This window comes from Streptomyces sp. NPDC033229, from assembly GCF_055576875.1.
This window is the reverse complement of sequence record NZ_JBVIQR010000030.1, coordinates 56,273-75,953: the sequence shown is the minus strand read 5'-3', so window position 1 is coordinate 75,953 and position 19,681 is coordinate 56,273. Positions and strand designations below refer to the sequence as shown.

Here is a 19,681-nt window from a genome sequence, read left to right as displayed (position 1 = left end):
CTGGGACCGCGTCGTCGGGTAAGCGAGAGGGAGCCCCTCATGGATCTGCCGCGCATCGTCAGCGTGGACGACCACGTGATCGAACCCGCCCACCTCTTCGAGACCTGGCTGCCCGCCAAATACCGCTCCCGCGGCCCCCGCGCCCTGACGGCCGGCATTGGTGAACTGGCTTACGTGGGCGGCAAGTACGTCATCACCATGGACCCCGAAGGGCCGCCCACCGACTGGTGGGTCTATGAGGACCTCAGATTCCCGTACAAGCGCAACATCGCCGCCGTCGGCTTCGACCGCGACGAGATGACCCTGGAGGGCATCACCCGGGAGGAGATGCGCCCAGGATGCTGGGACCCGGCGGAACGCCTGAAGGACATGGACCTCAATCACGTCGAGGCGTCCCTGTGCTTCCCCACCTTCCCGCGCTTCTGCGGGCAGACCTTCGCGGAAGCGCACGACAAGGAGGTCGCACTCGCGTGCGTCCGGGCCTACAACGACTGGATGGTCGAGGAGTGGTGCGGCGACAGCCGAGGCCGGCTGATTCCCCTGTGTCTCATCCCCCTCTGGGACGTCGGCCTCGCCGTCGCCGAGATCCGGCGGAACGCCGCCCGCGGCGTACGGGCCGTGACCTTCAGCGAAATCCCCACCCACCTCGGGCTGCCCAGCATCCACTCCGGCTACTGGGATCCCTTCTTCGCCGCCTGTCAGGACACCGGCACCGTCGTCAACATGCACATCGGCTCGTCCTCGCAGATGCCCGCCGCCTCCCCGGACGCGCCGCCCGCCGTACAGGCGTCCCTGTCGTTCAACAACGCCATGGCGTCGATGATGGACTTCCTCTTCAGCGGCGTCCTCGTGAACTTCCCCAGCCTCAAACTCGCGTACAGCGAGGGACAAATGGGCTGGATCCCCTACGCCCTGGAGCGCGCCGACGACGTATGGCAGGAGCACCGGGCCTGGGGCGGGGTGCGCGACCTGATCCCCGAACCGCCCTCCACCTACTACTACCGGCAGATCTTCTGCTGCTTCTTCCGCGACAAACACGGCGTCGCCTCACTCGATGTGGTGGGCCGAGACAACGCGACCTTCGAGACCGACTATCCCCACGTCGACTCGACCTTCCCGCACACCAAGGAAGTCGCGCTCGACCACATGAAGGGCCTGGACGACGAAACCGTCCACAAGGTGATGCGGGGAAACGCGATCCGGATGCTCGGCCTGGACCTGGACCTGGACATACGGGGCCTGGACGCCCACGGGGCGGTCGGGCGCGGGCACCCGGCGGCGTCGGCACCCGGCCACGATCGACCGGGCGCGTGAGACCTCATGGACCTCACCTTCACCAAGGAAGAGGAAGAGTTCCGGCGAAGGCTGCGTACGTGGCTGCGCGAGGCACTGCCGAAGCTGCCCGCGAAGCCACCGCCCGCCCACTGGCCGGCGCGGCGGGCCTATGACTGCGCCTGGCAACGCGCGCTGTACGACGCCGGCTACGCCGGGCTGCACTGGCCGACCGAAGCCGGGGGGCAGGGTGCCACCCCCACCCAGCACCTGATCTTCCTGGAGGAGACGGAGCTGGCGGGCGCGCCCTACGTCGGTGCCAACTTCGTGGGTCTCCTGCACGCCGGACCCACCATCGCCGTGGAGGGAACGGCCGAGCAGCGGGCGCGCTGGCTGCCGCCGATCCTGCGCGGCGAGGACGTGTGGTGCCAGGGCTTCTCCGAGCCGGACGCGGGCTCCGACCTGGCCTCGCTACGCACCCGAGCGGTCCGGGACGGCGACGCGTACATCGTCAGCGGCAGCAAGATCTGGACCTCGCACGCCGAGGTCGCCGACTGGTGCGAACTGCTCGTCCGTACGGACGTCACGGCCTCCAAACACCGGGGGATCACCTGGCTCGCCATGCCCATGGACGCCCCCGGGGTAACCGTCCGCCCGCTGCGCACCCTCGCGGGCTCCACCGAGTTCGCCGAGTTGTTCCTCGACGACGTGCGGGTACCGCTCTCGTACCGCGTCGGCGCCGAGAACGACGGCTGGCGCGTCACCATGGTCACCCTTTCCTACGAGCGCGGCACGGCCTTCGTGGGCGAGGTCGTCGCCTGCCGCCGCACACTGGCCCGGCTGGCCCGGACGGCGAAAGAGAACGGCCGGTGGGACGACGTGGTCCTGCGCCGTCGCCTGGGGAGGCTGAACGCCGAATTCGGTGCGCTGTGGCGACTCACGCAGTGGAATGTGAGCGCGGCCGAGCGGGCGTCGCCCGGGGACGGGAGCGCGGTGCCGGGCGTCGGCGGCTCCGTCTTCAAGCTCCGCTACTCCGAGGCGCGCCAGGAACTGTACGACGCGGCCGCCGAGGTCATCGGCCCGGAAGCGCTGGACGCCGGGCACCCGTGGACGGCGGACCGCCTCTCCGCCCTCTCCTACACGATCGCCGCCGGCACGTCCCAGATCCAGCAGAACATCATCGCCGAGCGCATCCTCGGCCTGCCCAAAGGCCGTTGATCATGGACTTCCGGCTGAGTGACGACCAGCGAGCCCTGCGGACAGGGACACGGCAACTCCTCACGGCGCTGTTCCCCCGCGAGCGGCTTCGGGAGATGGTGGACGCGGGTGCGGGTGCGGGTGCTGCTGCGGGTGGGGGTGGTGCGACGGGGGGCGGTGCCTCGGTCCGCGAGCTGTGGCGGGAACTGGGCGACACCGGCTTCTTCTCCCTGAGGCTGCCCGAAGAGCGCGGCGGGACCGGGCTTGGCCTGCCGGAGGCCGTGCTCGTCTTCGAAGAGGCAGGGCGGGTCCTGCTGCCCGGCCCGCTGGTCGCCACTCACCTCGCGGCGGGCCTGGTGGAGGGCGCGGCCGAAGGAAGGGCACTGGTGACGGCGCTGGACCGGCCGGGGCCGATCGAGCACCTCGCCACAGCGGATGCCGTCCTCCTGCTGGACCGCACCACCGTCCGGATCCTGCGAACGGACACGAACACGAACACGGGCGCGGACACGGATGTAGACACGGTGGCGCTCCCGCACGCGCTGGGGGCTCGACCTGTGCAGGCGGTCGATCCGACGACACCGCTGCACCTCGTGAGCCAACTGCCGGACGATGTCGGTGCGATCTGTGTCGCTTTCCCCGAATCTGTCCGACTGCGTCGGGAAGCCGCCCTGTTGACGGCGGCTCTGCAACTGGGCAGCGCCCTGCGCACGGTGGAGATGACGGTCGAGCACGTCAAGGCCCGATCGCAGTTCGGCCGCCCGGTCGGCACTTTCCAAGCGGTGCAGCATCTCTGCGCCCGCATGTTCGTCCGTACTGAAATCGCCCGCTGCAGCGTCTATGCCGCATCACTGACAGTGACATCCGGAGATGTTTCCAGGGCGAAATTGCTCGCCGATACGGCTGCTGTCCGTAATGCCCGTGACTGCCTGCAACTGCATGGCGGGTTTGGGTTTACCTGGGACGCGGACGTTCATCCGCACCTCAAGCGGGCTTGGGTGAGAGCGGCGCAGTGGCAGTCGGCGGCCGAGGCCGAAGAGGGGCTCGCGGAGGAACTCCTGACCGAATTTCCCGCAGGGATGCCGACGGGTCGGGACGCGGTTGCCACGAACGTCGAGATTAGCTCTGAGTGAGCACTGTGACCGAAATGCCCGGTATGTCACTAATAAGTGATTACGCAGCGTCGATATCGGGTTGTGTCCTGCGTGTGACTCGTCACGGGGAGGAGATCGCCCCGACCTCAGGTACGCTCCCTTGAATGCGAGTGGTTCAGAAGCGCAATTATCCCGGTGTCGCCGATATGGCGGCGCCGAACGCGGGATTGTCTGCCGCTCGCGTCGGCTCGGGGGCCGCGATTCCCCGATGTTCGAGTCCCCGCAGCGCGCGTCGCACAGTATGCAGTACGCATACTCCTTTGCGCCGGAATATGCCTGAAGCGCTTGTTGAGGTGACTCTACGTCAACCATGCTGTCTCGGAAGGAGATCACGTTCCGTGACCTCTCGGAGACGCGAGGCGTTGTGTCCGCCGGTTCGGATGGTGTGAGCGGTGCAGGTGCTTCAGATGCAGATGGAGGTTCGGGCCGACCCCGCGGAGGTGGGGCGGGCTCGCAGATGGGCGCGGTCGCGTCTTGCCGGTACCGGGATAGGGGTGGACGAGCCCCTGGCTGAAACGCTGATCCTGCTCATCTCGGAGCTGGTCACCAACGCCGTGGTGCACACGGGTTGTCCGGCCGTCCTGCGCATGCTCTTCCCGGGTGCGGGCAGTTCCGCCGAGGCCGCGGCCGGGGTGTGTCCGGGCACGGTTCGTGTCGAGGTCGCCGACATCAGTGCTCGTCCGCCGCGTCGCCGCTGCGCGGAGGGTGACGACACCGGTGGCCGGGGGCTGGAGTTGGTGGACGGCCTGGCCGACCGCTGGGGTTGGCAGCCGGAGGGTGCGGGCAAGCGCATCTGGTGCGAGGTCGACCGCGGGGAGCCGCTCTGGGTCGGCGCTTTTGAGCCGCCACGCGCCGTCACAAATCGGGCGTAGTCGACAAAGTCCAGACCAGGTGTTGACGTGAAGTGTTCGCGTGATCACCCTTGGATGGAGCGATTCGTTGCGAGGGGACGTCGAGAGGTCCGTGTTGCCGGGGCCGGCTTGGCGAGTGCGGGTCGCGGCCCGGCGCGATATCAGGGCAGAGGCGCCGGAGCTGGGTGGCGGCGTGTGGGTGCCGTGCTCGGGGTGCGCATCAGCGCGCCGCCGCCCGCCCTCATGACGCTCTGGGTGGCGTCGGCTTGCTTCGCGATGGGAAGGCCGACGGTCCGTTGAGCTGGGGTCCGGTGGCCGGTGGCCGGGCGGGATGGCCTGAGGTCAGAGGATCGCCACCGGCGCCACAGGCGCTCCCGTCCCGCCTGTGAAGGGCTCGGGGGTCGCCGACAGGAGGAACGCGTAGCGTTTCTCCTCCGCACACGCTTCCGACAGTTCCTCGAGATTCCAGTTCTGGCCTTGCAGCATGCCCATCTCGACCAGGTCGAGCGCGTGTACGGGCAGCCATAGATTCTCGAACTCCGGTGGGAATGCCTCGAACGTCAGGGTGTCATTCGCGACAGCGGCGACATCGCGGCGGTGAAACCACTCCGGCGTACGAATCGACAGCCCGGGCGAAGGAAAGGCGTACGCCTCCCTGTCTCCCGCCAGATATTGCTGAATCTGCCCTGTCCGCACCAGGACGATATCGCCAGCCCGTACCGTGACACCGGCCAGTTCTTGCGCCGCGTCGAGGTCCTCGGGGGTCACGATGTGCCCGCTGTCGAGCCGCTCGGTGCCCCTGGCTCGCGCGACATCGAGCAGGACGCCCCGTGAGACGACGGCCCCTGCCTTCTCCATGCCACTGAAAGCCGCACGGCCGTGCGTGGTGATCGAATCCGCCGGGCGCCCGTTGTAGATCTTTCCGCTGTGGGAGACGTGGGGGAGGGCGTCCCAATGTGTGCCCGCCTGGAGGCCCATGGTCACGGTGTCGTCGCTGGTGGCGATGGTGTCCGGACCGAACATCTCCCAGTTGACGGCGACCATCGTGTGGAGCGGGTTGACCCTGCCGGGAATCATCCCGGTCTGCACCCCGTCCTGCCGGAGCGGCAGCGCCAGTGGGATGCGGCGACCCGTCGTCACGGTCGTGGTGGCGGCGCGCACCACGCTGCCGGTGATGAGATTGAGGGTGCCGATCTCGTCGGCCGCTCCCCAACGCCCCCAGTTGTTGACGCGCTTGGCGATCTCGTGGAACTCGGGCGGTAGTGGCATGGGAACCCTTCCGGGGATCGGACCTCGTACGCCGTGCCGTGCCAGGACTTCGTGCGGCCACTTCGGTGGTGGGTCTTGTGCTCGTGCCCACTCTGCCCAAAAATCTAACGGGCCGTCAGAAACTCCGGGAAGGGGCAGGCCGTGGGGAACTTCTTGGCGGGCAAGGTGGTCGCCGTCACCGGAGCCGGACGGGGAATCGGCCGGGCGGTCGCCCTGGCCTGTGCCGTCGAGGGGGCGAAGGTCGTCGTCAACGACTACGGCGTCTCCGTCGACGGCGGTGAGCCGACCAACGCCGTCGCGACCGCTGTCGCTGAGGAGATCGAGAAGGCGGGCGGCGAGGCGACCGCCCTGGCGGACGACGTGTCGACCATGGCGGGAGGACAGCGGATCGTCGACACGGCGCTGGCGCGGTACGGGCGACTCGACGGCGTCGTCTGCGTGGCAGGGATCCTGCGGGAGCGCATGCTCTTCAATATGACCGAGGAGGAGTGGGACCCGGTCATCGCCACGCACCTGAAGGGGACCTTCACCGTCTTTCGGGCCGCCTCCGCGCTGATGCGCAGGCAGGGCAGTGGCACCCTCATCGGATTCACCAGCGGTAACCACCAGGGCAGCGTGTCCCAGGCCAACTACTCCGCCGCCAAGGGCGGCGTCATCTCGCTCGTCCGCAGCGCCGCACTGGGCCTGAACAAATACGGGGTCACGGCCAACTGCGTGGCCCCCGTGGCGCGTACGCGGATGTCCGCGAACGTCCCGATGGAGCTGACGGAAATCGGCGAGCCCGAGGACGTGGCGCCCCTGGTCGTCTATCTGCTCAGCGAGCGGGCCCGGGAGGAGGGGATCACCGGCCAGGTCTACACGGTGGCCGGCCCCAAGGTCGCGGTCTGGGCGCAACCGCGCGAACTGCGCGCCGCATACGCGGAGGGTGCCTGGACCCCTCAGCGGATCGCCGACGTCCTGCCGGGAACGGTCGGCGCGGACCCGATGCCCATGCTGGCCCGACTGGAGTCCATGGCGAAGGCGGCGGCGGACAAGGCACGCCCGAACGCGTGACCCCAGGGGCGTTGGATCAAGGTATCGGCGAGGGGAGAGGGCAGGCGTGGACTTCGCTTTCGGTCCGCAGGACGAGTCGTTCCGGGAGGCCGCCCGGGCCTGGCTCGCCGCGCACCTCGCCGGGGAACCGGACCGGGTCTCCGGCCGGGCCTGGGAGCGCGAGCTGGGCGCGGATGGCTGGATCGGCCTCGGCTGGGACCGTAACCGTGGTCACTTCGGCAACCGGTCCGCGACTTTGACCGAACAGGTCGTGTGGGCGGAGGAGTACGCCCGCGCCCAGGCCCCCGCGCGTGTCGGCCACATCGGCGAGAACCTCCTGGCTCCCACGCTCCTCGCCCACGGTGACGACGCCCAGCGTGCGCGGTTCCTCCCCGCCATCGCCCGCGGCGAGGAACTCTGGTGCCAGGGCTACAGCGAACCCGGTGCCGGATCGGACCTCGCATCGGTGCGCACCGTCGCTGTGCGGGACAACGGCGGAAGTACCTATCGGATCAGCGGGCAGAAGATCTGGACCTCCCTGGCCCATGAGGCGGACTGGTGTTTCGTCCTGGCCCGCACCACCGAAGGGTCGCAGCGCCACCACGGGCTCTCCTTTCTGCTGGTGCCGATGGACCAGCCCGGCCGGATCGATGTCCGGCCGATCAGGCACATGTCGGGCTCGGCCGACTTCAACGCAGTGTTCTTCGACGGCGCGGTGGCCGCAGCCGCCCACCTCGTCGGCGGCGAGGGGAACGGCTGGCGGGTCGCCATGGGCCTCCTCGCGAGGGAGCGCGGCGTCTCCACCCTCGTCCAACAGATCGGCTTCGCCGCCGAGCTGACACGTGTGATTCATCTGGCCCTGGAAACCGGTGCCGCAGCGGAGCCGGTCGAGCGCGATCGACTCGTGGGGCAGTGGGCCGCGTTGCAGACCATGCGATGGAACGCCCTGCGGACGCTGGGCGGGGCGTCGGACCCAGGGGCCCCCAGCGTCGCCAAGCTGCTGTGGGGAGGCTGGCACCGGTCCCTCGGTGAACTGGCCATGCGGATGCGGGGCGCGGACGCCACGGTCGCCCCGGACGACTGGCGAGCCGACCGCCCCTACGAACTCGACGCCGTGCAGCGCCAGTTCCTCTTCTCGCGTGCCGACACCATTTACGGTGGTTCGGACGAGATCCAGCGCACCATCATCGCCGAGCGCGTCCTCGGCCTGCCGAAGGAGTTCCGTCCATGACGGCATACGGGCACTGGATCAACGGCGCCTGGGTCACGCCGGGAAAGGGGCACTATCCAGTTGTCAATCCGGCGACCGAACAGGTCGTCGGGGAGGCCCCGGAGGCGACTCCTGCCGAAGTCGCCGATGCCGTGACCGCCGCGCGGGCCGCCCAAGACGGCTGGTCCCGTACGGATCCGCGCGAGCGCGCGGCCGTGCTGGACCGGATAGCGGATCTCCTCATCGAACGCGGAGGGGAGCTGGCGACTCTCCTCCAGGCCGAGACGGGCGCGACGCGTCGCGTCGCCTCGACCCTGCAACTGACCCCGGCCGTCGAACGCTTCCGCCGCTACGCGCGGGGCGCGGTGGAACCGGATGTCGTCCCCCTCGGGCCGCGGGCCGCCAAGGCCAGCGCGCTCGCCCCCGGCGGCCTGATCGGCGCCGCCGCGGTCCGTCGCCCGATGGGCGTCGTCGGCTGCATCACCTCCTACAACTTCCCGGTCGTCAATCTCGCGGGCAAGGCCGCCCCAGCCCTGGCCATGGGCAATACGGTCGTCTCCAAACCGGCCCCGCAGGACCCGCTCAGCTGTCTCGAGTTGGGCCCGCTGTTCCAGGAGGCCGGACTTCCGGACGGCGTTTTCAACGTCGTCACCGGCTCGGGTCCTGCCGTAGGGGAAGCGCTGGTGGCCCACCCCGAGGTCGACATGGTGAGCTTCACCGGCTCCACCGAGGTGGGGAAGAAGATCGCCGAGTCCGCGGGGAGGTCGATGAAGCGCACCCTGATGGAACTGGGCGGCAAGGGCGCTGCCATCGTCCTGGCTGACGCCGACGACAAAGCGGTCACGTCGGCGATCGGGGCGGTCGGTTCGGTCTGGTCCTTCCACAGCGGGCAGGTCTGCACGGCGCCGACCCGCGTGCTCGTCCATCGATCGATGTACGAGAAGGTCGTCACCGGCCTCACACGCTACGCCCGGTCGCTGACGGTCGGTAGCCCTGTGGATAACTCCACGGTCGTCGGCCCGCTGATCTCCGCCGCACAGCGTGACCGTGTCGAGGCGCACATCGCCGGCGCCCGTGACCAGGGCGCGCGCATCGTCACCGGCGGCTCCCGGCCCGACCTCGAACCCGGCTTCTACGTCGCGCCCACCCTCATCGCCGACGTCACGCCCGACATGACCGTCGCCCAGGAGGAACTGTTCGGCCCGGTCGTCGCCGTCATCCCGTTCGACGACGAGGACGAGGCGGTCCGCATCGCCAACGGCACCTCCTACGGACTGTACGACTACGTCTTCAGCGCCGATACCGGCCGGGCCTGGGCCCTCGCCGGCCGGCTGCGCAGCGGAAACGTCGGCATCAACACGGCCCAGCGCCATCCCGAGACCCCCTTCGGCGGCTTCAAGGACAGCGGTATCGGCCGCGACGGTGGTTCCTTCGGGCTGCACGCGTACAGCGAGCTCCAGTCCGTCGTCTGGTCCTCCTGACGAGACGGCGCGGACAGCCTCACAGCCGCCTCAGCCCGTACCGCCTTCCGAGAGGACATCAGCCATGCGAGGCGTCATCTTCGACGGCAAGCGGCCCCACGTCGTCGACGACCTGGAGGTTCGCGCCCCGGGTCCCGGTGAGGTCCTGGTCGCTGTCACCGCCGCCGGGCTCTGCCACAGCGACCTGTCGGTCATCGACGGGACCATTCCCTTCCCCGTCCCGGTCGTCCTCGGGCACGAAGGGGCGGGCGTGGTCGAGGCGGTCGGGCCGGGCGTCGCGCACGTCGCGCCCGGGGACCACGTCGCGTTGTCCACGCTGGCCAACTGCGGCGCCTGTGCCGACTGCGACCGGGGGCGGCCGACCATGTGCCGCACGTCGATCGGCATGCCCGGCTGGCCGTTCTCGCGCGGCGCCGAGAGACTCTTCCAGTTCGCCTCCAACTCGGCCTTCGCGGAGTACACGGTCGTCAAAGCGGTCCAGACGGTCAGGATTCCCCCCGACGTGCCGCTGACCTCCGCGGCCCTCATCGGCTGCGGCGTGCTGACCGGGGTCGGCGCCGTCCTCAACCGCGCGAAGGTGGCCCAAGGCGACTCGGTGCTCGTCATCGGCGCGGGCGGCATCGGGCTCAACGTCCTGCAAGGGGCCCGGCTCGCCGGGGCGTCGACCGTTGTCGCCGTCGACGCGAACCCGGCCAAGGAACCGGCGGCCCGGCAGTTCGGCGCGACCCACTTCATCGACGCGGGCACCGCCCCCGACACCTCCGACGCGGTCCGGGAGATCCTCCCGGGAGGAGCCGACCACGCCTTCGAGTGCGTCGGCGACACCCGACTCGTCCGGCAGGCGATCGACCTGCTCGACCGGCACGGCCAGGCGATCCTGCTCGGGGTGCCGCCCGCCGATGCCGAAGCGGCCTTCCTCGTCTCGTCCCTGTACCTCGACAAGACGATTCTCGGCTGCCGCTACGGCTCGTCACGGCCTCAGCGGGACATCGCCCTCTACGCCCGCCTGTATCGCGAAGGCCGACTGCTGTTGGACGAACTGGTCACCAGGACCTACCTGGTGGAGGACTTCGCCGACGCGGCCGACGACGCGCGACATGGCCGCATCGCACGAGGGGTTCTGACCTTCCCCCGCTGACTGGACGGCTGTCCCCTCGCCCACGTCCGCCGGATGCCGTCAGCGACGGGCGCCCGTGGGTGCCCTCCGGAACGTGCGGCGGTAGACGGTCGGCGAGACACCGAGCGCCGCGTGCAGATGCTGTCGCATGGATGAGGCCGTTCCGAAGCCCGCGTCCCGCGCCACCTGGTCCACGGAGAGGTCGCTGTCCTCCAGCAGATGCCGTGCGCGTTCCACTCGCTGTTGCGTCAGCCATTGCCCGGGGCTGATGCCGACCTCCTCACGGAAACGACGCGTGAAGGTCCGCACGCTCATCGCCTCCTGCGCGGCCATGTCACGCAGCTGGATCGGCTGGTGCAGCCGGGCCAACGCCCAGGCGCGGGCCCCCGTCGTCGTGGCGAACTGGGGCTCGGGCACGGGCCGCTGGATGTACTGGGCCTGACCGCCGTCGCGGTGCGGCGGCACGACGCTGAGTCGGGCGACCTCGTTCGCCACAGCGGTGCCGTGGTCGCGGCGCACCATGTGCAGGCACAGGTCGATGCCGGAGGCGACGCCCGCCGACGTCAGCACGTCGCCGTCGTCGATGAAGAGGACGTCGGCGTCCACCCGGACCGCCGGGAACAGCCGCTGGAAGTGTTCGGTACTGCTCCAGTGCGTGGTGGCCGGCCGGCCGTCGAGCAGTCCGGCGGCGGCGAGGACGTACGAGCCCGTACAGATGGACACCATGCGTGTGCCGGGCCGGATGCCGGCGAGGGCGGCGGCCAGATCGTCGGTGAGGCGCCCTTCGGTATAGGCCGGGCCGAGCCGGTAGGAGGCCGGTATGACGACGGTGTCGGCCTCGGCGAGAGCCTCGGGGCCCTGGTCGACGGAGATCGAGAAATCCGCGTCGGTGCGTACCGGTCCGGGGGTGAGCGCGGCGGTCACGATCTCGTAGAGCGGCTCATGGGTGGCGGTACGGGCCCTGCCGAAGATGCGGAAGGGAATACTGAGCTCAAAAGGGATCACACCGTCCAGAGCCAGGACGACGACCCGGTGCGGCCGGCCGCCGACGGGCGCCTCGGTGCTCTCGGCTCCCCGGGAACTCGCGTCGGACACGCGCACGCGCTCACCGAAGGAGACACCGGGACGGCCGGCGGTATCCGTTTCCATGGTCTGCGACATGCGTCCACCCCTTGTCCGGTTCCCGATCGGCTCTGCCCCTGACTGACAAGGCTCCTGCGGACCGGCGCATTCCCGGTGCCGTGCCGGCGGCTTTGCCGGCCCTGATCATCCGTCGTCGGTCGGTCGTGGTGGTGTCGCCGGGCTGACGGTCGTCGCGCAGGCGTACCGGGGATCCCCATCGCGGTCCCGTTGCGATCGTCACCGGAAGTCGTGTGACGCGGTGGAGCGGTGAGCCGAGGACGTTCTCGGGCCACTCGCGACGCAACCCTTCGGCCTCTGGGGGAATCTCTCTTGGAGAGAGGGGCGAACATGACACAGCAGGCAGAACCGGACGCGATACCGGACAAGGCGACGACGGACGGTACGCCCGAGGAGTCCCGTGGGACCTCGCGGGAGGCGGTGCGCGAGGACGGCTTCGGCGCGGCGTTCTGCGCGTCGATGGCCACCCTCTGTGTGGAGGCCGCACTTGCCGGGACGATCGCCTTCCTCGTCCTCCTCTCCCGGGAGCACGACGGGCTGCCCGGCAGCACCCTCGTGATCGTCGCAGCGGTGCTGGTGACCGCGCTCCTGACCGTATTGCTCAGTGGTTTCGTCACGGCGGCCGCGGTGATGCCCACGCTGGCGCTCGCGCGCCGGGCCGCGCGGCGCGCGGGGAGAGCCGAGAGCCCGCTGTGGGTCCTTGGCGCCGTCCCGGCCGTCTCGGCGGCGGTGGTCGCGGTTTTCGGCGGCGTGGCGGCGCTGGGGAGTCTCTCGCTCGCCCGGCCCCTGTCATACCTTCTGTGGTGGGCCGCCCTCACGGTCGCCTTGCTACCCGGTGCCCTGATCGCCCAGGCCGCCGCCCGGCGGCTCCGCGCGGGTCGCTCCGGTACGGCCCGGCGGGTCGCGCGGGACGGCGCACTGGCCTGGCTCGTCACCGCGGCCCTCGGCGCGGGAGCGTACGGGACCGGGCTGGTGAGCGTGTACGAGCCGCCCCGACTGGAGAAGTCGGACCTCGCGGGCCTGTGGAGCGACGGCCGCGGCGGCAGGGTCGAGCTCGCCCCCGGCGGGGCCGCGACCGCCCGCGGGCTCGACAACTTCGTCTGGGACGGCATGGGCAAGGACAGGCCGACGGACTGCGACGGTTCGGGCACCTGGACGGCGGTGAAGGACGGCGGGACGGTCCAGGGGGTCTCCCTGCGCATCGGCTCGTGCGAACTGTCCCGAGAGTGGAGCGTCAGCGGCACCGAGAAGGAGCCGCGGATCTTCCACGAGATCGGTAAGCCGGGTTCCGGCAAACGGTATGTGCTCAAGAAGGTCGTCAAACACGACAAGGGTGAGAAGTAGCCGGAGCATGGAGTGGGCCTGGAGGCGCGGGGAGGGTGGATGCGCCCCCTGGCCGGCCGGTAGCAGCGGGGGTGTGGAGACTCAGAGGTTTTCAGGGGCTGAACGTGCCGAAAGCACCCCGGTGGAACAACAGTGGCCCCGCGGTCGCCGCCCCCTCGTCCGTGCCGAGCGCCTCGACGCGTCCGACGGCGATGAGGTGGTCCCCGCCCGTGTGCACGGCGTGGATCACGCAGTCGATCCACGCGGGTACGTCCGTGAGCCGAGGCGAGCCGGTGACGGGCGATGGTTCGTGAGGCACACCCGCGAATTTGTCGGCCGTGCGCGAGCCGCTGATCGCGAAGGACCGGCAGAGCGCACCCTGCCCGGCCCCGAGAACGTTGACGCAGAAGACTCCCGCCCGGGCGATGCGTGGCCAGGTCGCGGACGTCCGGGCGACCATGAACGCCACCAGCGGCGGGTCGAGGGACAGCGACGAGAAGGACTGGCAGGCGAAGCCGGCCGGCGGCTCCCCGTCCGCGCCCGGCGCGGTGATGACCGTGACGCCGCTGGCGAAGTGGCCGAGGACGCGCCGGAACTCGTCCGGTGTCGGCGGAAGACGCTCGTCCGCCCGGACGGCCCGTAGCTCCGGCCGGGGCAGCGGATCGACAGGCCGCCCGGCGGAGGTCGGTGACCCCGTCGCTCGCAGATAGCGCACGGCCGCGGCGGCCATCCCCGCGTGTCCCATCATGGGCCCATTGAATCTGATGGGCCATCAGATGGGAAGCTTCACGTCGGGCCGAGCGTGCCGGTGGAACGTCTACCGCCCCCGGTACGTGGGGCTGCGACGCTGCGCGAAACTCGCCACGCCCTCGATCGCGTCCGCCGTCGTCATATTGATCTCCTGAGCGGCTGCCTCGGCCGCGAACGCGGCCGCGCGGTCACCGTCAAGGGAGGCATTGACCAGCTGTTTCGTCAGCGCGAGCGCGCGCGTCGGACCGGTCGCCAACCGCGCGGCCCAGGACCTGGCCGTCGTGGCGAGCTCCGCCCCGGGCACGACCCGGTTGACCAGCCCCAGACGTTCCGCCTCGGAGGCGGTGAGGGCGTCGCCGAAGAACAGCAGCTCCTTGGCGCGCTGCGGTCCGACCAGGCGCGGCAGCAGATACGCGCCGCCGCCGTCGGGCACCAGGCCACGCCGTACGAACACCTCGATGAAGCGCGCGGACTCGGCCGCCAGCACCAGATCACAGGCCAGGGCCAGATGCGCGCCGAGGCCGGCGGCCGTGCCGTTCACGGCGGCGACCACCGGCTTCTCACAGTCGAGCACCGCGCCGATCAGCCGCTGCGCCCCGCGCCGGATCGTGCGGGCCACGTCGCCCGGTACGCGCTCGGCGGGGGCGGTGGAGACGGCGCGCAGATCGGCGCCGGCGCAGAATCCCTTGCCGGTGGCGGTGATGACCACGGCTCGGACGCCGGGGTCGGCGGAGTCCTGATCGAGCAGAGAAATAAGACGTTCGCGCTGGTCAGGGGTGATGGCGTTGAGTACGCCGGGCCGATTGAGGGTGATCCAGGCGACGCCGTTGTCAGTGGTGTGCAGTACCAATGAGTCAGCGGATTCAGCGAGTTCGGTGCTTCCGGCGGATCCGGTGGGCTCGGCGACGGGTTTTCCGGATGCGGGCAACGTGGTCGGAGTGACGGACCCGGTGGCGCCGGGTGGATCGACAGGTGTCTCATGGGGGGAGACGGTCATGGGGGAACTCCTTGTCCTGCGGGCGGCCGTGCGCGGCCCGGCGGCGGACGGTGGGTGCTCAGCGGCAGAAGGCGAGCGCGTCGAGGGCCACGGCGCCCTGGCCCCGCTCCAGCACCAACAGCGGATTGATCTCCAGCTCGGCGAGGGTGCCGGCCAGCTCCAGCGCCATGCGCTGCACGCGAAGGACGGTCTCGACGAGCGCGTCGACATCGGCCGGGGGAGCTCCTCGGACGCCGCTGAGCAGGGCATGGCCCCGCAGTTCGCCGAGCATCGCGCGCGCGTCGCCCTCACCGAAGGGCGGGACGCGTACGGCCGTGTCGTGCAGGGCCTCCACGAGCACCCCGCCCAGGCCCACCGTCACGGTGGGGCCGAAAAGGCTGTCCGGTGTGATGCCGAGGATGGTTTCGACCCCGCGCCCGACCAGCTGGCAGACCAGAATGCCGTCCAGAGGCAGCCCTTCGTAGCGGGCGATGTCGGTCAGCTCGCGATAGGCGTCACGCACCTGGCTGGCGGACGTCAGCCCGATCTTGACGAGGCCGAGTTCGGTCTTGTGGGTGAGCTGCGGGCCCGAGGCCTTCATCACGACGGGGTAGCCGACCTGGGCTGCCGCTCGTACGGCCGCTGCGGCGCTGGTCGCCAGTTGTTCGCGGGGGACGCGTATGCCGTATGCGCGCAGCAGCTGCTTCGCCGCGTGCTCGCTGAGCTGTTCGCCCGGGCGCATGAGCGCCTGTGCCTTGCGTGCCGAGGGGGAGGGCGTCCGCGGAGCGTCGTCGAACGGGGAGCGGTAGTCGGCGGCGAAGCGGTGGTGGTCGAGATAGGCGCGGACGGCGGTGACGCAATTGGAGAAGGTGCGGAAGGTGGCGACGCGGGAGGACCCGAGCAGGGTGGTGCGATAAGCGTCCTCGGTGCCCACGGGCGAGCCCCACACCACGCACACCAGCTTGTCCGTCTCCTCCGCCGCGGCCACCAGGTCCCGTGCGAGCCGGTCACTCATGGGTGGGAAGGGGCCGGTGATCGGACAGACGAGGACGCCGACGGAGGGGTCGGCGAGTATGGCGTCGATGATCCGGCGGCCGCGCCAGTCCCCGACGGGATGGCCGCCGTTGTCGATGGGGTTCGCGACGCTCAGATACTCCGGTATCCACTCGTGGAGCTCGCGCTGCTTCCCGGCGGAGAGGGTGGGGAGCTCCAGACCGGCCGCCGTGGCCAGGTCGGCGAAGTGGGCCCCCGTGCCGCCGGAGATCGAATAGACGGCTACACCGGTGGCCCGGGGCGGGCGGGCACGGGCGAGCAGCGCCGAGGTGTCCTGGAGTTCGTCGAGTCCGTCGACGCGGATCACACCGAACTGCCGCATGGCCGCGTCCACCACCTCGTCCGCCCCGGTCAGCTTGCCGGTGTGGGAGGCGGCCGTGCGGGCACCGGTCTCGGTGCGGCCGACCTTGACGGCGACGACGGGCACCCGGTGGCGGGCCGCGCGGTCGGCGGCGAGCAGGAAGGCGCGGCCGTCCTTGATCCCTTCCACATACGCGGCGATGGCCCCGACCTCGGGCCGGGTGGCGAAGTAGGAGATGAAGTCGGCACACTCCAGATCCGCTTCGTTGCCCGTCGGGGCCCAGTGCGAGAGCCGGATGCCGAGCTCCTGGAGGGCGAAGACGGGACGGCCTTGGTGGCCTGACTGGGTGATCAGCGCGATGGCGGGGCCGTCGAGGTCGGTGCGGAAGCGCTCGAAGGCGTTGAGGTTGGTGTTCGGTCCGAGCAGCCGGATCCCGGAGGCCCGGACGGCGGCGGAGAGCCTGGCCTGGGCAGCGGCGCCCTCGGCCCCGGTCTCGGCGAAGCCGGAGGCGAAGGCCACGGCGAATCTGACCTTGGCGCCGGAGAGTTCCCCGATGACAGGCGTGGGGTCGCCGACGAGCAGGACGGCGAGGTCGATCTGCTCGGGCACCTCACTGATGGACGAATGACAGGTGAGGCCGAAGACGGTCCTGCGGGTGGGGTGCACGGGGTGGACGCGGGCGCCGACGCGCTCGGACCAGGCGATGAGCTGTCGGGTGATTCCGGTGTTCGGGCGGCCCTCGGCGTCCGAGGCGCCGATGACGGCCACGGCCTGGGGGCGGAAGAACCGGTCCAGGTCGGGCACGGCCGATTGCAGTGGCCGGCCGCTGACGTCCATGTCCTGGGCGGCGTCGGCCAGGCCGTGGACGGCGGGGCGGGGACGCTCACCGCAGGCCACGACGCGGGCGGTGCGGGAGGTGGTGGTGAGGGTGCCGTGAGTCGATCCAAGCATCGTTCTCGCCCACTCCTGTCCATGACCGATAGGCTGACGTATAGTCAGGTTACCCACCTGATGGATCGTCAGGAATGGTGTGACCGCAGCAATAAGGGAGGGCGGCCCTTTGAGCTCGACGCCTGGCCCCTCCGGTGCGACGCCACGTTTCGACGTGCCCGAGATCGATGCCTTCACCCGCCCCTACTGGGAAGGGGCCGCTGCGGGACGGCTGTTGATACGCCGCTGTCGCGCCGTGGAGTGCGCTCGCCCGCACCACTATCCACGTGAGTTCTGCCCGTACTGCTGGAGTGAGGACGTCGCGTGGGAGGAGGCGAGCGGCCGCGCCACGCTGTACACCTGGTCCGTCGTCCACCGGAACGACCTGCCGCCCTTCGGTGAACGGCTTCCCTATGTCGCCGCCGTGGTGGACCTGGCCGAAGGGCCACGCATGATGACGCAGGTCGTCGACTGCCCGGAGGCCGGGCTGGGGATCGGCATGCGCCTGCGGGTCAGCTTCCGCTCGTACGGTGAACCCGCTGTGCCCGTCCCCGTATTCGGCCCCTGCTGACGCGGGCTCTCAGGGCCAGAGGAGGGCGCTGGACCAGGAGCCGCCCTCGGTGCGGCGGTAGTCGAGGCGTACGTGCCGGCGTTGCGCGTCCCCTTGGAAGAACTCGACCTCGTCGGCTTCGAGCACGTACAGAGTCCAGCTGTCGACAGGCGCGTCGGGCTCTTGGTGTGCCCGCTCCCATGCCGCGTCCGAGGCTCGTGCCAGGTCCGGGAGGGAGGCCAGGGGCTCGCTCTGGTGTCCCACCAGCGCGGCGGCCAGGGCGCCCGTCGAGCGCTTGGCGAGGTCGGCCCGGCTCTCCGCCGCGCTCGCCGCCGTCACGGTGCCCCGCACACGGACCTGCCGGCCGACGGCAGCCCAGTAGAAGCCCAGCGCCGCCTGGGGCCTCACCGCCAGGTCCCGACCCTTGTGGCTCGTCCGATGGGTGGCGAAGTGCCAGCCCCATTCGTCCGCGTCGTGCAGCATCAGGGTCCGGACGGACGGCCGCCCGTCCGCGTCCGCGGTGGCGAGAGACATCGTGTGCGGCTCGGGGGCGCCCGCCTCGGCCGCCTCACGCAGCCACCGCTGGAAGAGGGGTAGGGGCTCGGCGGGTGCGGAGTCCGGGTCGAATCGTGGGAGGTCGGTGTCCCATACGGGCAGGGAGCGAAGGAGCTCCCGGAAGGACTCCTGCCGGCTGTTGTCCGAATGACTGCTCATGAGACCCATCTAACCCGCCGTGCCCCGCATGGCTCGTCGGCTGTGCGGTTCGGCGCGCCTCGGCGGGCGGGCGCCTCGGCAGGCGGACGCGCCTCGGCGGGTGGGCAGGCGGGCGGGCGGCCCGGCCCGGCCTCGGTGTCAGTCCCGGCCCAGGACCACGGTGCCCGACGAGCAGAACCAGCCGCCCGTCCCCGAGGCGACGGCGAGCCGGGGGAGCCGTCCGCCGCCCTTGCGCACCTGGCGGGCCGTCTCCACCTCGCCGCGCAGCTGCCGTACGGCCTCGACCAGCAGGAACAGGCCGCGCATGCCGGGGTGGCAGGCGGAAAGACCGCCACCGTCGGTATTGACCGGCAGTTCGCCGCCGACCAGCAGTCGCCCTCCCGCCACGAAGGCACCACCTTCGCCTTTCGCGCAGAAACCGAGATCCTCCAGCGTCACCAGCGTCATATAGGTGAAGGCGTCGTACACCTCCGCCACCTCGATGTCCTGGGGGGTGACTCCCGCCCGCTCGAACGCCAGCCGTCCCGAGACGGCCGCCGGGGACACCGTGAAGTCGGCCCACTCGGACATCGTCGTATGGGAGACCGCCGTACCGGCGCCCAGCACCCACACCGGGGGCTTCGCCGTGTCCGCTACGTACTCCTCCGCCGCCAGCAGGACCGCGCAGCCGCCGTCCGACCGTATGCAGCAGTGGAGTGTGGTGAAGGGGTCGGCGACCATCGCCCCGCCGAGGACGTCGTCGACCGTGATCGGATCGCGGTACATGGCATGGGGGTTGTGGGCGGCGTTGGCGCGGGTTTGAACGGCGACGTCGGCAAACTGTTCGATCGTGGTGCCGTATTGGTGCATATGACGGCGGGCCGCCATCGCGTACTTGGCGACGAGGGTGTGACCGTATGCCACCTCGAACTGCGAGGGCCCCCGTGTGCCGAAGGACAGGTTCGCTCTGCGGCGGCCCGCCTTGAGGTCGGCGCGGGCGGTGGAGCCGTAGACCAGGAGCACCGCGTTCGCGTGACCCGCCGCGATCGCGTCCGCCGCGTGGGCCGCCATGACCTCCCAGGTCGAGCCGCCGACGCCGGTCGAGTCCACCCAGGTGGGCCGCAGCCCCAGGTACTCGCCGACCTCGAGGGGAGCCAGTGTGCCGAGCCCGGCCGAGGCGAGGCCGTCGACGATCCCCTTGTCGAGGCCCGAGTCGGCCACGGCGCGGCGGGCGGCCTGGGCGTGCAGGGCGTAGGGCGTGGCTGTGTCGACGCGGCCGCAGTCCGAGAGGGCGACGCCGACGACGGCGACCTTGCGAGGTCCGTGGCTCATAAATCTGACGGTACATCAGCAAGGGGCTGTGAATGTGCGGTTGGGCTGCC

17 protein-coding genes are annotated in these 19,681 nt (G+C 70.5%); 10 read left to right on the top strand and 7 right to left on the bottom strand.

Going from position 1 to position 19,681, the window contains the following annotated elements; translation table 11 throughout:
• The first annotated feature begins 39 nt into the window (after positions 1-39).
• The 4 genes from ACZ53N_RS24955 to ACZ53N_RS24940 all read left to right on the top strand — a co-directional run bounded on the left by ACZ53N_RS24955 (position 40) and on the right by ACZ53N_RS24940 (position 4,495).
• On the top strand, positions 40-1,314 hold the full coding sequence (locus ACZ53N_RS24955; RefSeq protein WP_469143016.1) for an amidohydrolase family protein: 1,275 nt from the start codon (positions 40-42) through the stop codon (positions 1,312-1,314).
• 6 nt (positions 1,315-1,320) lie between these two features.
• Entirely contained in the window at positions 1,321-2,490 is a 1,170-nt protein-coding gene (locus ACZ53N_RS24950; RefSeq protein ID WP_469143015.1) for an acyl-CoA dehydrogenase family protein, read from the top strand.
• Between the two features lie 2 nt (positions 2,491-2,492).
• Positions 2,493-3,602, top strand: a complete 1,110-nt coding sequence (locus ACZ53N_RS24945; RefSeq protein WP_469143014.1) for an acyl-CoA dehydrogenase family protein — start codon at positions 2,493-2,495, stop codon at positions 3,600-3,602.
• A 413-nt stretch (positions 3,603-4,015) separates the two neighbouring features.
• Positions 4,016-4,495 (top strand): ATP-binding protein, encoded by a 480-nt coding sequence (locus ACZ53N_RS24940; RefSeq protein WP_469143013.1) that lies wholly within the window; start codon positions 4,016-4,018, stop codon positions 4,493-4,495.
• Positions 4,496-4,816: 321 nt separating this feature from the next.
• Here the strand turns inward: ACZ53N_RS24940 and ACZ53N_RS24935 are convergent, their stop codons facing one another.
• Positions 4,817-5,743, bottom strand: a complete 927-nt coding sequence (locus ACZ53N_RS24935) for a cyclase family protein (protein ID WP_469143012.1) — start codon at positions 5,741-5,743, stop codon at positions 4,817-4,819.
• A gap of 141 nt (positions 5,744-5,884) precedes the next feature.
• On the opposite strand from ACZ53N_RS24935, the gene ACZ53N_RS24930 reads away from it, so the two are divergent.
• The 4 genes from ACZ53N_RS24930 (at position 5,885) to ACZ53N_RS24915 (ending at position 10,604) form a co-directional block, all read left to right on the top strand.
• Complete coding sequence (locus ACZ53N_RS24930) at positions 5,885-6,796, top strand: SDR family NAD(P)-dependent oxidoreductase (RefSeq protein ID WP_469143011.1); 912 nt, start codon at positions 5,885-5,887, stop codon at positions 6,794-6,796.
• A gap of 46 nt (positions 6,797-6,842) precedes the next feature.
• Positions 6,843-8,006: an acyl-CoA dehydrogenase family protein gene (locus tag ACZ53N_RS24925; RefSeq protein WP_469143010.1), complete on the top strand. Its 1,164-nt coding sequence runs from the start codon at positions 6,843-6,845 to the stop codon at positions 8,004-8,006.
• Positions 8,003-9,466, top strand: a complete 1,464-nt coding sequence (locus tag ACZ53N_RS24920; protein ID WP_469143009.1) for an aldehyde dehydrogenase family protein — start codon at positions 8,003-8,005, stop codon at positions 9,464-9,466. Before ACZ53N_RS24925 ends, ACZ53N_RS24920 begins: the two co-directional genes overlap by 4 nt.
• Positions 9,467-9,530: 64 nt before the next feature.
• Positions 9,531-10,604, top strand: a complete 1,074-nt coding sequence (locus ACZ53N_RS24915; protein WP_469143008.1) for a Zn-dependent alcohol dehydrogenase — start codon at positions 9,531-9,533, stop codon at positions 10,602-10,604.
• 39 nt (positions 10,605-10,643) lie between these two features.
• Here the strand turns inward: ACZ53N_RS24915 and ACZ53N_RS24910 are convergent, their stop codons facing one another.
• Positions 10,644-11,744, bottom strand: coding sequence for a GlxA family transcriptional regulator (locus ACZ53N_RS24910; RefSeq protein WP_469143007.1), 1,101 nt, complete (start codon positions 11,742-11,744; stop codon positions 10,644-10,646).
• A 309-nt stretch (positions 11,745-12,053) separates the two neighbouring features.
• Between ACZ53N_RS24910 and ACZ53N_RS24905 the strand changes: the two genes are divergently transcribed.
• Positions 12,054-13,067, top strand: coding sequence for a hypothetical protein (locus ACZ53N_RS24905; protein WP_469143006.1), 1,014 nt, complete (start codon positions 12,054-12,056; stop codon positions 13,065-13,067).
• A gap of 91 nt (positions 13,068-13,158) precedes the next feature.
• Here ACZ53N_RS24905 and ACZ53N_RS24900 read toward each other — a convergent pair whose 3' ends face one another.
• From ACZ53N_RS24900 to ACZ53N_RS24890, 3 genes are all read right to left on the bottom strand, one after another.
• The gene (locus ACZ53N_RS24900; RefSeq protein ID WP_469143005.1) at positions 13,159-13,794 is read right to left on the bottom strand and encodes a flavin reductase family protein; all 636 of its coding nucleotides are present in this window, start codon (positions 13,792-13,794) and stop codon (positions 13,159-13,161) included.
• 69 nt (positions 13,795-13,863) lie between these two features.
• On the bottom strand, positions 13,864-14,793 hold the full coding sequence (locus tag ACZ53N_RS24895; protein WP_469143004.1) for an enoyl-CoA hydratase/isomerase family protein: 930 nt from the start codon (positions 14,791-14,793) through the stop codon (positions 13,864-13,866).
• Between the two features lie 58 nt (positions 14,794-14,851).
• Complete coding sequence (locus ACZ53N_RS24890; protein WP_469143003.1) at positions 14,852-17,077, bottom strand: acetate--CoA ligase family protein; 2,226 nt, start codon at positions 17,075-17,077, stop codon at positions 14,852-14,854.
• Between the two features lie 109 nt (positions 17,078-17,186).
• On the opposite strand from ACZ53N_RS24890, the gene ACZ53N_RS24885 reads away from it, so the two are divergent.
• On the top strand, positions 17,187-17,627 hold the full coding sequence (locus ACZ53N_RS24885) for a Zn-ribbon domain-containing OB-fold protein (RefSeq protein WP_469143002.1): 441 nt from the start codon (positions 17,187-17,189) through the stop codon (positions 17,625-17,627).
• 9 nt (positions 17,628-17,636) lie between these two features.
• Here ACZ53N_RS24885 and ACZ53N_RS24880 read toward each other — a convergent pair whose 3' ends face one another.
• Both ACZ53N_RS24880 and ACZ53N_RS24875 read right to left on the bottom strand, forming a co-directional pair.
• On the bottom strand, positions 17,637-18,320 hold the full coding sequence (locus ACZ53N_RS24880; protein WP_469143001.1) for a pyridoxine/pyridoxamine 5'-phosphate oxidase: 684 nt from the start codon (positions 18,318-18,320) through the stop codon (positions 17,637-17,639).
• A gap of 138 nt (positions 18,321-18,458) precedes the next feature.
• Positions 18,459-19,631 (bottom strand): thiolase C-terminal domain-containing protein, encoded by a 1,173-nt coding sequence (locus ACZ53N_RS24875; RefSeq protein WP_469143000.1) that lies wholly within the window; start codon positions 19,629-19,631, stop codon positions 18,459-18,461.
• Positions 19,632-19,681: the final 50 nt, after the last annotated feature.

Coding starts and splice junctions, on each gene's coding strand:
- ACZ53N_RS24905 (WP_469143006.1), top strand. CDS start 12,054: ATGACACAGCAGGCAGAACCGGACGCGATACCGGACAAGGCGACGACG.
- ACZ53N_RS24880 (WP_469143001.1), bottom strand. CDS start 18,320: ATGAGCAGTCATTCGGACAACAGCCGGCAGGAGTCCTTCCGGGAGCTC.
- ACZ53N_RS24945 (WP_469143014.1), top strand. CDS start 2,493: ATGGACTTCCGGCTGAGTGACGACCAGCGAGCCCTGCGGACAGGGACA.
- ACZ53N_RS24915 (WP_469143008.1), top strand. CDS start 9,531: ATGCGAGGCGTCATCTTCGACGGCAAGCGGCCCCACGTCGTCGACGAC.
- ACZ53N_RS24910 (WP_469143007.1), bottom strand. CDS start 11,744: ATGTCGCAGACCATGGAAACGGATACCGCCGGCCGTCCCGGTGTCTCC.
- ACZ53N_RS24950 (WP_469143015.1), top strand. CDS start 1,321: ATGGACCTCACCTTCACCAAGGAAGAGGAAGAGTTCCGGCGAAGGCTG.
- ACZ53N_RS24875 (WP_469143000.1), bottom strand. CDS start 19,631: ATGAGCCACGGACCTCGCAAGGTCGCCGTCGTCGGCGTCGCCCTCTCG.
- ACZ53N_RS24935 (WP_469143012.1), bottom strand. CDS start 5,743: ATGCCACTACCGCCCGAGTTCCACGAGATCGCCAAGCGCGTCAACAAC.
- ACZ53N_RS24895 (WP_469143004.1), bottom strand. CDS start 14,793: ATGACCGTCTCCCCCCATGAGACACCTGTCGATCCACCCGGCGCCACC.
- ACZ53N_RS24890 (WP_469143003.1), bottom strand. CDS start 17,077: ATGCTTGGATCGACTCACGGCACCCTCACCACCACCTCCCGCACCGCC.
- ACZ53N_RS24920 (WP_469143009.1), top strand. CDS start 8,003: ATGACGGCATACGGGCACTGGATCAACGGCGCCTGGGTCACGCCGGGA.
- ACZ53N_RS24900 (WP_469143005.1), bottom strand. CDS start 13,794: ATGATGGGACACGCGGGGATGGCCGCCGCGGCCGTGCGCTATCTGCGA.
- ACZ53N_RS24955 (WP_469143016.1), top strand. CDS start 40: ATGGATCTGCCGCGCATCGTCAGCGTGGACGACCACGTGATCGAACCC.